The following is a 14,349-nucleotide window of genomic DNA, read 5'->3' on the forward strand; positions in this document are numbered from 1 at the left end:
AAAAAAAATTGTTCTCCAATACAATCTGCAATCCTATTGCATTCTCTATCGGTTTTGGGGAATTATTTGGAAAAATAAATTTAACTTTCGGAAAAATCACCATTGTCCATGCGAAGCAACGCAAACAAGAATATCATCTATTCCCTCATTCTTTTATTATTGGTAGCTGTAGTCTACCTCTACCGCCAAAATCAGCAAAAACCGGCGGAAGAAATCCTCGAACAGACGATCGGGAGAGTGAGTATTTCCGGAAGCACGATGGGAACGACCTATAGGGTCGTTTACATGGATGCCCAGGAGCGGGATTTCAAAAAAGAAGTGGATTCACTTTTGTTGGTTTTCAACCAATCGCTGTCCACCTATATTCCTGAATCCGAAATCAGCAGATTCAACAATGCGGATACTTTGGTATTTGACCTTCCTTACTTTTATCCCGTCTTGCAGGCCAGTAAGGAGATCTATCAAAAAACAGAGGGAGCATTTGATCCGACGGTGGGCCCCTTGGTCAATCTATGGGGCTTTGGTCCCGGAGGTCCGCAGCTAAAGGATAGCGTAAACATCCAAAATATGCTCTCCTTGGTAGATTATAATTCCATTGTTTTTGATTCCAACAGGGTTATCAAACGAAAACCGGGAATGTATCTTGATTTCAGTGCAGTGGCAAAAGGCTATGGCGTGGATGTAGTGGCCGAATACCTGGCTTCGAAAGGCATAGAAAACATGCTGGTGGAGATCGGGGGGGAATTGAGTGCCAAAGGCGTCAACGAAAGAGGTGAATTGTGGAAAGTGGGGATCAACAGACCTGAGGAATTGGGAAATGCCGATGATATTTTCAGCATCATCGCCTTGGACAACCAAGCCATGGCCACCTCCGGTAATTACAGAAACTATTACGAAGCGGATGGCATCAAAATCTCCCATACGATCAATCCTGCCACCGGAAGGCCGGTCAAACACGGTTTGCTCAGTGCGACTGTATTGGCCGCCAACTGCATGAAGGCGGATGCATTGGCGACGGGCATGATGGTCATGGGCGTGGAAAAATCCATTGCGCTCCAGCAAAAAGAAGGGGGTTTTGAGCTCTTCCTGATTTACAACGATGAACAGGGGCAGCTCAAGACCTTTGCCAGCGAGGGCTTGATTCCATTCTTGTCTTTCCCACATGACTGATCCTATGCTTGGTAACTTTCTGATTTTGTTTTTTACCGCAATAGCCGCCGGCAGTTTGGCCTATTTCATCCCCAACTGGCAGCAGCGGTATTTCAAATTGGTCCTGGTTTTTGCGGGTTCCTATCTTTTTGCCATCACGGTCTTGCATATTCTACCCGAACTCTTTGTCGGGACAGACGATGCGACCAATATGGGGCTTTATATCCTGTTGGGGTTTTTGTTGCAGCAGGTTTTGGAATTATTTTCTTCCGGTGTGGAGCATGGGCATATCCATCACGGAGGCCATCACCACCACGGGCTCCAATCCGGTGTGTTTACCTTGATGATTGGGCTTTTTCTTCATGCATTTTTGGAGGGGACTTTATTGTCGCAAGATGGGATTTTGAGTGATCACCTGCACGGCCACGAAGGACATTCCCACAGTCATGGGAGCAACAACCTCCTTTTTGGAATCTTACTCCACAAAGGGCCCGAGGCATTTGCATTGGTGGCGGTTTTGGTGGGTAGCTTGAAAAAGAGGTGGGTGTTTGTTTTGTTGGTGGTCTTTGCACTGGCTTCCCCATTGGGTATGTTGCTGAGCTCTCTTTTGTATGAGCAGAATTTTATCGGAGGCGGCGCATTGCGGGTGATTTATGGGATGGTGGCCGGAGGATTCCTCCACATATCCACCACCATATTCTTCGAGAGCAGTCCCGACCATCGATTTCATCTCAATAAAGTTCTGATCAGTGTATTTGCTTTCGCTTTGGCGATTTCGTTTGAGATGATTTTCTAAATAGAATCAGGGTGTTTTTTCCGTGTAAACCAAATTAAATTTCTTTCAGGTTGTAAGTATTGCTTTCGGTCTCTATATGTTGCTAATATGTTATATATTTGGTAAATTGATATATAGAGCCAAAGATATGCCCCATGGAAAAACCCTCCTGTCCCAAATGTGAACACCCTAAAGTGGTGAAAAGTGGCGTTGTCGGTGGAAGACAACGGTTCAAATGCAAAAAATGTGGATATCATTTCACGGTCGAAAAGCTCGGGAAATCGATTGATAAATACTATGTGGTCAAAGCCTTACAGCTTTACATCGAAGGGATTTCTTACCGGGAAATCGAAAGAATATTGGGTGTGAGCCATGTGTCCGTCATGAATTGGGTCAAGCAATACAAGATCAAAGCCCCCGAAAATTACGATTACCGACCCACCTACAAAGTTCTGAATCATGCTGAATTGGTCAAATTTATGTCATTGAAGGAGAATTTGACCAATACGGGCATGATGATCACCGAACTGGGAGACAAGTACATGATCATCAAATGGGTCCGCTTCAAAAACCGATAAGAGGAAATTTTATTCGGTTGGCTATATTTACTTACCGGATATATACTTCAATTGTTATTTTTTCAAGACAACTTTTCAACTTGGGGATCTCTTGTGGTCGGCGCTTTAATTATGTGAACGACTCCAATAAACCCAAATGACAATGAAATATCTAATTAATCTGCTAGGAAGCACGTTGATGATGGTCTACCTGGCGAATCCGAGCCAAGCCAAAGATTCTCTGGCCCTTTCCTCCAACGAAAGGCAGGTGGATTTGACCGACCATTCCTACAAACCCCTTACCCTCAATCTCAGCGAAGATGGTTCCAAATATGTCAGGTTTCTGATTTGGAATCAGATCTGGGCACGGGTTACTGAAAACAACCCCGGTACGCTTGGGGTAAATGGATCTCCACAACGCAATTCTGCCGATATGGGGATGAGAAGAGCGCGGGTTTTGGCATATGCCCAAGTTTCTCCCCGATTTCTTGTCCTTACCCACTTCGGAATAAATAACCAAACATTTATCAATGGTGGCGTTCCGGGCGGAGGGGGCACTGGGAATCCGGGATTGCTTCCGGTGGCCACCGATCCAGAAACAGGTTTTGGAACCGCAAATGCCCTTTCCGCCAAAAAACCCCAATTGTTTTTTCATGACATCTGGACCGAATACAAAGTGTTCAATGAACTTTATATCGGTATGGGACTTCATTACTGGAACGGAATCTCAAGAATGAGCAGCCATAGCACCTTGAATTTTATGGCTGTGGATGCTCCGATTTTCAACTGGCCATTGATTGAATTGACGGACCAGTTTGCCCGACAATTCGGTTTTTACGCAAAAGGTCAACTTGGGAAATGGGATTATCGGCTTGCCTTAAACAAACCCTTTGCCGTGGGCAATGGCGGAAGATACGATGAGGCACGCCAAAGACCCATTTCTGCCAATATCGTCAATGACAGTTGGGCCACACAGGGATATATCGCTTACCAGTTTTTGGAAAAAGAGAACAACAAGCTGCCATTTTTTGTCGGGAGTTATTTGGGAACGAAAAAAGTCTTTAATTTAGGTGGAGGTTGGCACCATCATCCGGGAGCAACTTCCTCTAAAAATGCGTCAGGAGTGGTCCAAAACCATGACATTTCGCTGATAGGTTTGGATGCTTTTCTTGATATACCCTTGAACAAAAACTCTGGGACGGCCCTCACTACTTATGCCGTGTTTTACAATTATGATTTTGGCCCCAATTATATTCGGAATGTAGGGATCATGAATGTAGGTTTTGGTGCAGGAACTTCGCAGAATGGACCGGGAAATGCACAGCCGACGATCGGCACCGGAAATATCTTTTATACCCAATCGGGTTTTCTCCTTCCAAAGAAAATCCTTGGTGAAAAGGGCCGCTTGCAACCCTTCGGGGCGCTTACGCACAAAAATTTCCAATACTTTGACGAGGGTTCTTGGCAATATGATCTTGGTTTGAATTACTACATTAACAGTCATCATGCCAAAATCACCTTTCAATACAGCCAACGGCCTCTCTTTGAAAACTTTATACAATCCGGTTCTGCCGGGGAATTCATCTTGCAAACACAAATATTTCTTTAAACCCCAAAATACATATGTCAAACAACAAACTACGCATGCAGGAGTACTGGAAAAAGAACCTCAAAACTCTTTTTATCCTGCTCTCCATTTGGTTTCTGGTTTCCTTCGGATTTGGAATCCTCCTGGTAGAACCGCTCAACTCCATCAAAATGGGGGGCTTCAAACTGGGTTTCTGGTTTGCCCAGCAGGGCTCTATTTATTCTTTTGTCATTCTGATTTTTGTGTACGTTGTCCGCATGAATCGATTGGACAGAGAATTTGATGTAAACGAAGAATAACCCAACCTCTAAAACTAAAATCACTATGGATATTTTAACTTGGACCTACATACTGGTCGGGGCTTCCTTTGCACTTTATATCGGGATTGCCATTGCCACCAGGGCAGGCTCTACCAAAGAATTTTATACTGCCGGCGGTGGGGTTTCCCCTTTGGCCAATGGCATGGCGACTGCCGCAGATTGGATGTCGGCGGCCTCCTTCATCTCCATGGCGGGGATTATCGCTTTCTCGGGATATGACGGATCTGTTTACCTGATGGGATGGACGGGTGGTTATGTCCTACTTGCTTTGCTTTTGGCACCCTATCTCAGGAAATTCGGGAAATTCACGGTTCCTGATTTTGTGGGGGACAGGTACTACTCCAACAAAGCTAGGGTAGTGGCTGTTATCTGTGCGCTCTTTATCTCTTTCACCTATGTGGCGGGACAAATGAGAGGCGTGGGCATCGTTTTCTCCAGATATTTGGAAGTAGATATCAATACGGGCGTATATATCGGGATGGGCATTGTCTTCTTCTACGCGGTTTTGGGAGGAATGAAAGGCATCACCTATACCCAAGTTGCCCAATATTGTGTTTTGATTTTTGCCTTTATGGTTCCCGCGATTTTCGTTTCCATGCAGCTCACCGGCAATCCAATTCCACAATTGGGATTGGGAGGAACGGTTGAAGGGGGAGAATTCCTTCTTGACAAATTGGATGGTGTATTGGGGGATCTTGGCTTTGCTGAATATACCTCAGGACGGAAGGACATGATCGATATTTTCGCCATTACGCTGGCCTTGATGGTGGGTACGGCTGGACTTCCACACGTGATCGTGAGATTTTTCACTGTCCCACGGGTGAAGGATGCGCGTCTTTCTGCAGGATATGCCTTGGTTTTTATTGCGATCCTTTATACCACAGCACCTGCAGTGGCAGCTTTTGGGATTTACAATGCGATCAATACGGTGGCAGACAAGCCTGTAAACGATTTGCCGGTCTGGGTGGACAATTGGAAGAAAACCAATTTGATCACCATCAACGACATCAACGGGGACGGAATTGTTCAATACACGCCTAACCCAGCGACCAACGAGATGATTATCGACAAGGATATCATGGTTTTGGCCGCGCCGGAAATCGCGAAATTGCCCAATTGGGTTGTTGGACTTGTTGCCGCCGGAGGAATGGCTGCAGCACTTTCCACAGCGGCAGGCTTGCTTTTGGTGATTTCCACATCCGTTTCAAGGGATTTGTTCAGGACTTTCAGACCTTCCATGACCGAAAAGACGGAGCTTAGAATCGCCAGGGGAGCAGCGGCAGTTGCAGTGATCATCGCAGGTTGGTTCGGGATCAACCCTCCGGGATTTGTGGCGGAAGTCGTCGCCTTTGCCTTTGGATTGGCTGCGGCGTCCTTTTTCCCTGTGATCATCATGGGGATTTTCTCCAGCAGGATGAACAAAGAAGGGGCCATTGCCGGGATGATTTCGGGATTGGTATTCACCCTTGGTTATATCACCTACTTTAAATTTGGGGTCAATCTATTCGGCCTATCTCCCGAATCGGTTACCTCCAGCAATTGGTGGTTTGGTATCTCTCCAGAGGGGATTGGATCCATCGGGATGCTGATCAATTTTGTGGCTTGTTTTATCGTTTCCAAACTCACCCCAGCACCACCACAGTATGTGCAGGACATGATTCAGGAAATCAGGATCCCAAGAGGAGCTGGAAAAGCACAAGAGCATTGAGGATCCTTAGAAAATAGTAATTCCAAATAGGGGACTCCGGCAAGGGAATTGTCGGAGCTTCCCTTTTTTTCGAGGTTGAAATGGGTTATCTTATTTGAAAACCAATAAAAAAATGAAAGCAGCACTGAAGGGTCAGTATTTATGGGTGATTTTTTTTCTGGGGATATTCCTTTTGAATTATCCCGTACTTTCCATTTACAACATCCCCGAGGTATGGTACGGGATACCGGTGCTTTACCTGCTTGTTTTCCTTATTTGGGCATTCCTGATTTTGGTTACTTTCCTGGTCTTGCACAAATCTGACAAGAAGAAAGATGCTTAGCAATGGGGTGATCATATCGTTTACCTTTGGGTATTTGGTCCTGCTTTTTGCCATCGCCTGGTTTTCCGAAAAATCCGAAAAAAGCGGGCGTCGGCTGTCCACCAATCCCTATGTATATTCCCTTTCTTTGGCGGTTTATTGTACCGCTTGGACGTATTATGGCTCTGTGGGAAGGGCTGCTACCAATGGCTTGGAGTTTTTGACGATTTATATTGGCCCCAGTTTGATCGCCCCTCTTTGGTGGATCGTGATGCGGAAAATCATCAGGATCTGTAAGGTCCAACAGCTTTCCTCCATCGCCGACTTCATCTCCAGCAGATATGGCAAAAATGTGACCCTTGGGGGTATTGTGACGATTTTCTCTTTATTGGGAATCTTGCCCTATACCGCACTTCAGATCAAGGCGGTGGCTTCTTCCTTTGATATTATGAGTGTTTCGGAGGTGGGTTATGAACTTTTGTCGGCACCCTTTTATAAGGATTCCGCTTTTTATTTGGCCCTCGGCTTGGCTTTGTTTACGGTTTTGTTTGGCACCAGGCATATCGAAGCCACGGCCAGACACGAGGGTATGGTGATGGCAATCGCCTTCGAATCCATTTTCAAGCTGCTGGCATTTTTGGTGGTAGGCGTGTTTGTAAGCTTTTTTGTCTTCGATGGTTTTGGGGATATTTTTGCACAGGCCTCCGCAAAAGGACTCGAGGATCTCTTTGTCCTTCAGGGGGAAAACAATGCTTCGGAATGGTTCTGGATGAGTGTTCTTTCGATGATGGCCGTGCTTTTCCTTCCCCGGCAATTTCAGATGGGCGTCATCGAAAACAACAATGAAAAGCATTTGGATACGGCGATGTGGCTTTTTCCCCTTTACCTTTTGTTGATCAATATTTTTGTGTTGCCTATCGCCTTGGGGGGATTGGTTTATTTCCCGACTGGGACTGTCGATGCAGACACCTTTGTACTGGCACTTCCCATTGCGTTTGATCAGGAATGGATGGCCTTATTGGTTTATCTGGGAGGATTTTCGGCAGCGACGGGAATGATCATCGTTTCCACGATTGCCTTGAGTACGATGGTAAGCAACAACCTGGTTATGCCCTTACTGCTGGTCAACGATGGATTCCAAAAAAGGTACCAGCACCGATTGGGAAGCATTCTGATTTGGACCAGAAGAGTCACCATTTTTGGGATCATTCTGTTGGCCTACATTTATTACAAGCAGATTGCCGGACAGTTTTCTTTGGTTTCCATTGGCTTGATATCCTTTGTGGCGATAGCCCAATTTACCCCGGCCATCATTGGTGGGATTTTCTGGAAGAAGGGTGCCCGATTGGGTGCGCTATCAGGGATCCTTGCCGGATTTGTGCTGTGGTTTTATACCTTGGTGGTACCGACGATGATTACTGCAGGTTACCTGTCGCCGAGCATCATGACCGATGGACTCTTCGGTTTGGGATTTCTTAAACCCTATTCCCTTTTGGGTTTGGACGAGATGAGTTATGTCACCCATGGGTTGTTTTACAGCCTTTCGGTAAACTTGATCTTGTACCTTGTCGTATCCTTATTTTCCCAGCAAAGTTCCAAAGAACACAATCAGGCTGTGATTTTTGTCGATATTTTCAAATACAGCAGCGCTTTGGACAGCTCCATAGTCTGGAAAGGGCAGGCATTTTTGCCAGACCTGAAGTCCTTGTTGGACAATTTTCTCGGGAATGAAAAAACAGAAATGGCACTCGATGAATACAGGCAAATCAGCGGAAAAACCTTGACCTCAGGCATCTACGCGGATCCGGAGCTGGTGAGTTACTCCGAAAGGCTGCTTTCAGGGATCATCGGGTCGGCTTCGGCCAGGATCATGGTGGCCTCCGTGGTCAAGGAGGAGGAGATCAGCATGGAAGAGGTAATCGGAATCCTCAGGGAAACCCAGGAACTGAAATCGCTGAACGAAAAGCTCAACCTGAAGACAAGGGAATTGAAAAAAGCATCAGATAAACTCCAGAAAATGAATGAAGCCTTGAGGATGAATGACATGCTGAAAGATGAGTTTATCTCCACCGTAACCCATGAGATGAAAACTCCGCTGACCTCGATCAGGGCATTTTCCGAGATCTTGTTGGATGAAGATATTGAGGATGCCGACAGAAAGCGATTTTTGGAAATTATTATCCAGGAAACGCAAAGGATGACCAGATTGATCGATCAGGTACTGGACCTGGAGCGCTTTGATTCGGGAAGACAGAAAATGAATTTTGAAAAGACAGACCCCAAAATCTGTATTTTGCAGTCCGCCGATAGCATGATGCAGGTTTTTAGGGAAAAAAATATCGACTTCAGTATCCATCTCAATTTTGAAACGCAGGAGTTGATGATCGATGAGGACAGGATCAAACAAGTGGTGCTGAACCTGCTGTCCAATGCAGCCAAATTTGCAGCAAGCAAAATAAGGCTCGTGGGATTTGAGAGCCCGATGGGCTTGATGGTTCAAGTTTGCGATGATGGAAAAGGGATAAAGGAGGAAGAACTGCCGTATATATTCGAAAAGTTTTACCAGGCCAATAACCAAACGAGCAAAAAACCGATCGGAAGTGGGTTGGGCTTGGCCATTTCCAAAAAAATCATAGAATACCATGGAGGGGAGCTATCGGTGAAAAGATTGGAGGGAATGACTTGCTTTGAATTTACCCTGCCTTTCCAAAGTGAGAAAATAAAGTTGAACCAGGAAAAAAACAATCATGATTAAAATCCTCATTGTCGACGATGAGCCCAATATTCTCCTTTCCTTGGAGTTTCTTTTCAAGAAAGAGGGTTACCATGTCTTTATTGCCCGGGACGGAGAGGAAGCCCTGGACATCATTGCAGAAAATCTTCCTGAACTGATTATTTTGGACATCATGATGCCCAATGTAGATGGATACGAAGTGGCAAAGCATCTTCGAGAGAAACACAAAGGAATAAAAATCATCTTCCTGACTGCCAAAAGCAAACAGCAGGACATCCAAAAGGGCCTGGACTTGGGAGCCGATTTGTACTTGGTCAAGCCTTTCTCAACCAAGGAACTGGTCGCAAAAGTCAAAACATTACTGAATTAAATCAATTACGATAACCTAAAATATAAACATTATGAGTGATAGGATACATACCCTGAGTGGTTACTTTCATGAATATCAAAAATCAATCGCAGAGCCCGAAAAATTCTGGGCGAGGATTGGGGATTCTTTCCACTGGAAAAAGAACTGGGACAAAGTGCTCGAATGGGATTTTGAAGGCCCGGATGTAAAATGGTTTGTCAACGGAAAGCTCAATATTACCGAAAACATACTCGAAAGGCATCTTTTTACGATTGGGGACAGAGCCGCGATCATTTGGGAACCCAATGATCCAACCGAAGCGGGAAGAACAATCACCTACAAGGAGCTTTACCATGAAGTTTGCCGTTTTTCAAATGCCCTGAAAGCCAAGGGAATTGGCAAAGGGGACAAAGTGATCATTTACATGCCGATGGTGCCGGAAGCTGCCATTGCGATGTTGGCTTGTGCCAGAATCGGGGCAGTGCATTCGGTGGTATTTGCAGGTTTTAGTTCCAACGCCCTTTCAGATCGGATCATTGACTGCAATGCAAAGGCGGTACTTACTTCCGATGGGAATTTCAGGGGAAACAAAACGATACCTGTAAAGGCAATCGTGGATGAAGCCTTGGAAAAAGCCAGTGTGGAAACGGTCATTGTTTACCAAAGAACGGGACAAGAGGTCACCATGAAAGAAGGCCGCGATCATTGGTGGCATGAAGTGATCGAAGGACAGGAAGACACGAATAAGGCAGAGGAAATGGACAGTGAAGACATGCTCTTCATCCTTTACACTTCTGGCTCGACCGGAAAACCCAAAGGGGTGGTGCACACCACAGGTGGCTATATGGTCTATACCAAATATTCGTTTGAAAATGTGTTTCAATATTCACCCGGGGATGTCTTCTGGTGTACGGCAGACATTGGGTGGATTACCGGCCATTCCTATATCGTGTATGGCCCTTTATTGGCCGGCGCCACTTCCATCATGTTTGAGGGAGTGCCTACCTATCCCCATCCGGGAAGATTTTGGGAGGTAGTGGAAAAGTACAAAGTCAACCAATTTTATACCGCTCCCACTGCCATCAGGGCTTTGATGGCCTACGGAACTGATCCGATTCAGCCTTACGATTTGAGTTCATTGAAAGTCATCGGCTCTGTGGGAGAACCCATCAACGAAGAAGCATGGCATTGGTACCATACCCATATCGGAAAGACCAAATGCCCAATAGTGGATACTTGGTGGCAGACTGAAACAGGGGGGATTATGGTTTCGCCTTTGGCCGGGATCACTCCTACCAAACCCGCCTATGCCACATTGCCTCTGCCCGGTATCCAGCTGAGTATTGTGGATCCCGAAGGAAAGGAATTGACAGGCAATTCTGTGGAAGGCAATCTGTGCATCAAATTCCCTTGGCCAGGCATGGTCAGGACCATCTACGGGGACCATGAAAGGTGTAAGCAGACCTATTTTTCAACCTACAAGGGAATGTACTTTACAGGTGACGGGGTCAAGCGTGACCATGACGGTTACTACAGGATTTTGGGTCGTGTGGACGATGTCATGAATGTTTCCGGACATCGGTTGGGAACTGCCGAAGTGGAAAATGCGATCAACGAACATCCATTGGTGCTAGAATCCGCAGTGGTGGGTTATCCCCACGATATCAAGGGACAGGGGATTTATGCCTATGTTATCTGCGACATGAAAAACAGGACCGAGGAAAACCTGGTCAACGAAATCAAGGAAATGGTCACCAAAATCATTGGGGCCATTGCCAGACCGGATAAGATTCAGATTGTGAGCGGATTGCCCAAGACCCGCTCCGGAAAGATCATGAGAAGGATTCTCCGAAAAGTTGCCGAAGGAGATCTGGGAAGTTTGGGAGATACGTCTACCTTGATGGATCCAGAAGTGGTGACCGAAATCATGGAAGGTAGAAAATAAAGAGAAGCCGGAAGACAGAAGAAATAAATCTTCGGTCTTCCGGCATTTCGTCTACGGCAAGAAATGAATTTGGCTTACAAATGGGGTAATTTATTAACTTGGAAACAGACACCACTATTGGATGTCGGAGTTCAGCTGCATAAGCTAAACTGCCGCCTTCCGCCAGCCTCTTATCTCATTAACCCAAAATTATGTCCAACGTCATCGTCAATCGGGTAAAGGAATTTCTGAAACGATTTCCACCCTTCACATTTCTCAGTGAGGCTTCCCTACAACTTGTAGCGAAGGGTGTTGAGGTGCATTATTTTGCCAAAGGCGAATTTCTTTTTAAACAGGGAGATCCAGCTCAAAACTGCTTTTTTGTGCTCAAGGAAGGTTCAGTCCACCTCACCGAGACACAAGACGGACAGACCAAGGTAAGGGAAGTTTGTGACGAGGGGGATGTGTTTGGGGTATTGGCCCTGCTGGGCAAAAGGCCTTATATTCTGAATGCCGTAGCTGAGGAAGAAAGTTTGGTGTATGCGATTCCGGTTTCCATTTTTGAAATAATCCTGGAGGAAAATAGTCGGGTCAGTCTTTATTTCGCCGCCGGATTTGCTTCGGGACAAGTGGTGGTCCGGACAGATCTTTCCCAATCCCAGAAGGCAAGGGGGATTTTTATGGAAGCCTCCAAGGACACAGGCCTCCTGATTTTTACAGGACAGTCAGACTTGAATTTCTCCAAGGATGTCGTCACCTGTCAGCAAGGAATTACCATCATTGAGGCTGTCAAAAAGATGTCGACAATGGGTGTCGGATCGATTGTGGTGACAGATGCGCAAGAACACCCTATGGGGATCATCACGGACAAAGACCTCAGAAACAGGTTGATTGCCCAGAATATGCCTTACGAAACTCCCGTGGAGGAGATCATGACTTCTCCTGTGATGACCATGACCAGAGATGCAGGTTTTTCTGCCTTGTACCTGACCATGATCAAAAACAGGCTCCATCACTTGATTTTCACCGAAGATGGAACTGCACAAAGCAAGGTCATCGGGATCCTATCCGACCATGATATCCTGCTTTCCCAAGGAAACAGTCCGGCGGTTTTGATCAATGCCTTGATGAAGACTTGGGATGTAAAGGAGATGGCCAAGGTCAGGGACAGCGCCGAGCGCCTGCTGCGGTATTATCTGGAAAACGAGTTGTCCATGGATTTTGTGGCCAGTATCATTTCGGAGATCAATGACATCATTATCAAAAGGGCTGTTCAGATGGCCAAGAAAAAGCACGATGCCGATTATCCGGAAGCATCGAAGGTGAAGTTCTGTTTCCTCTCCTTGGGAAGTGAAGGGCGAGAGGAGCAATTGCTTCGCACCGACCTGGACAATGCCATGGTTTTTGCGGATGTTCCGGAGGCACAATTGAAGGAAGTGAAGGAGTACATGTTGCTGATTTCCCAGGAGGTGATCGAGATTTTGCTGATCTGCGGTTTCCAATCCTGTCCCGGAGACATGATGGCCAACAATCCCAAATGGTGTCAGCCACTTTCTGAATGGAAAAAATATTTCAGTGAATGGATCTTGCAGCCCAATCAATTGGCGATCATGCATTCCACCATTTTTTTTGATTTCAGGCCGATTTATGGGTACAAGCCATTGGCGGAGGAGATGACCCAGCACATCTACAATGAAATCGCCGACAAAACCATTTTCCTGAATTTTCTGGCCAAGAACGCCTTGTTGAACCCTGCCCCCTTGGGTTTTTTCAGGAATTTCATCGTGGAAAAATCCGGGGAACATCGGGATAAATTTGACATAAAACTTCGGGCCATGATGCCTTTGGCCGACATCGCCAGGCTGCTTGTCCTCAGCCATCGTGTGGTCGGCATCAACAATACCTTCAAGCGTTTTGAAAAACTTTCGGAGTTGGAACCGAATTACAGGGAGTTGTTTTTGGAAGCGGGCAAAGCCTATGAAATCTTGATGCGGATGCGGGCGATTGAGGGACTTCAGTCCAACAATTCGGGGAGGTTTATCAGTCCGGAAGGCATGGGCAAGATTCAGCGTCAATTGCTGAAAAATGCTTTTGCACCCATCGATGAGCTGCAAAAAATCATTCGGGTGAGGTTTCAACTGGACTATTTTACGAACTGATATGGGCTGGCTGGATTTTTTCGGGAAAAAAGAAAGTGCCAAAGCGGGATTTGTCAAGGACTACGAAGCGCTTTTTGTGAAAGGGATCCCGAGGATGCGGCCCATTTCACAGTTGAATTTCATTGTGTTGGATACGGAAACTACGGGCCTCCAACCTAAAACCGATTATATCCTCTCCTTTGGGGCAGTGAAAGTCCGAGGCTATACAATCAGTGTACAATCTGCCTTGGAAATTTACTTAAACGCCCCTCTTCAAAACCGGGAATCCATGAAGGTGCACGAGATCATGCATTCACATGAAGCCTTTTCGCTTCAGGATTTTGCCAAGGATATGTTGGGCTTTATTGGAACGGACATTCTGGTGGGCCATCATATTGGCTTTGATATTGCCATGTTGGAAAAGGCATTGAAGCCATTTGGGCTCAAGAAGCTGCTCAATCCTCTGATTGACACCAAGGATTTGGCCGTGCGTCTGGAAATGGGGCCGAATTATGACACGCGATATGGAAAACCGGGAGAGTTTTCCCTGGATGAACTTTGTGGCAGGTACCACATTTCTTTGGATGACAGACATACTGCGGCCGGGGATGCTTTTTTGACTGCCCAGTTACTATTGAAATTGCTGAAAATAGCCGAGCAGAAGGGGATCCAAGATTATGGAGCTTTGATGCGCTGACAGGAAAACGGGTTGATGGCTTTCTAGTACCTTGAAAAAAAGAGGTTATTCTTCCAAGCGCTTGAATCTTAATTTGTTTTTTGTATCAGCCGTTTTTTTTGCAAAAAAT

12 protein-coding genes are annotated in these 14,349 nt (G+C 46.0%); all 12 read left to right on the plus strand.

The annotated features are described in order from the left end of the window. Positions 1-108: 108 nt before the first annotated feature. The 12 genes from F824_RS0104005 to F824_RS0104060 all read left to right on the plus strand — a co-directional run bounded on the left by F824_RS0104005 (position 109) and on the right by F824_RS0104060 (position 14,240). The gene (locus tag F824_RS0104005; RefSeq protein WP_019596572.1) at positions 109-1,170 is read left to right on the plus strand and encodes an FAD:protein FMN transferase; all 1,062 of its coding nucleotides are present in this window, start codon (positions 109-111) and stop codon (positions 1,168-1,170) included. Beyond that, positions 1,163-1,945 (plus strand): ZIP family metal transporter, encoded by a 783-nt coding sequence (locus tag F824_RS0104010; protein ID WP_019596573.1) that lies wholly within the window; start codon positions 1,163-1,165, stop codon positions 1,943-1,945. The genes F824_RS0104005 and F824_RS0104010 overlap by 8 nt, the downstream gene beginning before the upstream one ends. A 134-nt stretch (positions 1,946-2,079) precedes the next feature. Further along, on the plus strand, positions 2,080-2,502 hold the full coding sequence (locus tag F824_RS0104015) for an IS1/IS1595 family N-terminal zinc-binding domain-containing protein (protein ID WP_019596574.1): 423 nt from the start codon (positions 2,080-2,082) through the stop codon (positions 2,500-2,502). 142 nt (positions 2,503-2,644) lie between these two features. After that, positions 2,645-4,090, plus strand: coding sequence for a hypothetical protein (locus F824_RS0104020; RefSeq protein WP_019596575.1), 1,446 nt, complete (start codon positions 2,645-2,647; stop codon positions 4,088-4,090). 14 nt (positions 4,091-4,104) lie between these two features. After that, the gene (locus F824_RS0104025; RefSeq protein ID WP_019596576.1) at positions 4,105-4,368 is read left to right on the plus strand and encodes a DUF4212 domain-containing protein; all 264 of its coding nucleotides are present in this window, start codon (positions 4,105-4,107) and stop codon (positions 4,366-4,368) included. Positions 4,369-4,393: 25 nt separating this feature from the next. After that, positions 4,394-6,097, plus strand: a complete 1,704-nt coding sequence (locus F824_RS0104030; RefSeq protein ID WP_019596577.1) for a sodium:solute symporter family protein — start codon at positions 4,394-4,396, stop codon at positions 6,095-6,097. Between the two features lie 112 nt (positions 6,098-6,209). Continuing rightward, positions 6,210-6,419, plus strand: a complete 210-nt coding sequence (locus F824_RS0104035) for a hypothetical protein (RefSeq protein ID WP_019596578.1) — start codon at positions 6,210-6,212, stop codon at positions 6,417-6,419. Next, positions 6,412-9,153 carry a sensor histidine kinase gene (locus tag F824_RS0104040; RefSeq protein WP_019596579.1) on the plus strand — a complete coding sequence of 914 codons (2,742 nt, stop codon included), beginning with the start codon at positions 6,412-6,414 and terminating at the stop codon, positions 9,151-9,153. The genes F824_RS0104035 and F824_RS0104040 overlap by 8 nt, the downstream gene beginning before the upstream one ends. Beyond that, the gene (locus tag F824_RS0104045; RefSeq protein ID WP_019596580.1) at positions 9,146-9,502 is read left to right on the plus strand and encodes a response regulator transcription factor; all 357 of its coding nucleotides are present in this window, start codon (positions 9,146-9,148) and stop codon (positions 9,500-9,502) included. Before F824_RS0104040 ends, F824_RS0104045 begins: the two co-directional genes overlap by 8 nt. A 31-nt stretch (positions 9,503-9,533) precedes the next feature. Then, positions 9,534-11,426: an acetate--CoA ligase gene (gene acs, locus F824_RS0104050; protein ID WP_019596581.1), complete on the plus strand. Its 1,893-nt coding sequence runs from the start codon at positions 9,534-9,536 to the stop codon at positions 11,424-11,426. A 191-nt stretch (positions 11,427-11,617) separates the two neighbouring features. Continuing rightward, positions 11,618-13,564 (plus strand): DUF294 nucleotidyltransferase-like domain-containing protein, encoded by a 1,947-nt coding sequence (locus F824_RS0104055; protein ID WP_019596582.1) that lies wholly within the window; start codon positions 11,618-11,620, stop codon positions 13,562-13,564. A gap of 1 nt (position 13,565) precedes the next feature. Next, positions 13,566-14,240: a 3'-5' exonuclease gene (locus F824_RS0104060; protein ID WP_019596583.1), complete on the plus strand. Its 675-nt coding sequence runs from the start codon at positions 13,566-13,568 to the stop codon at positions 14,238-14,240. Positions 14,241-14,349: the final 109 nt, after the last annotated feature.

It is taken from the genome of Rhodonellum psychrophilum GCM71 = DSM 17998, from assembly GCF_000381545.1.
Lineage (GTDB): Bacteria > Bacteroidota > Bacteroidia > Cytophagales > Cyclobacteriaceae > Rhodonellum > Rhodonellum psychrophilum.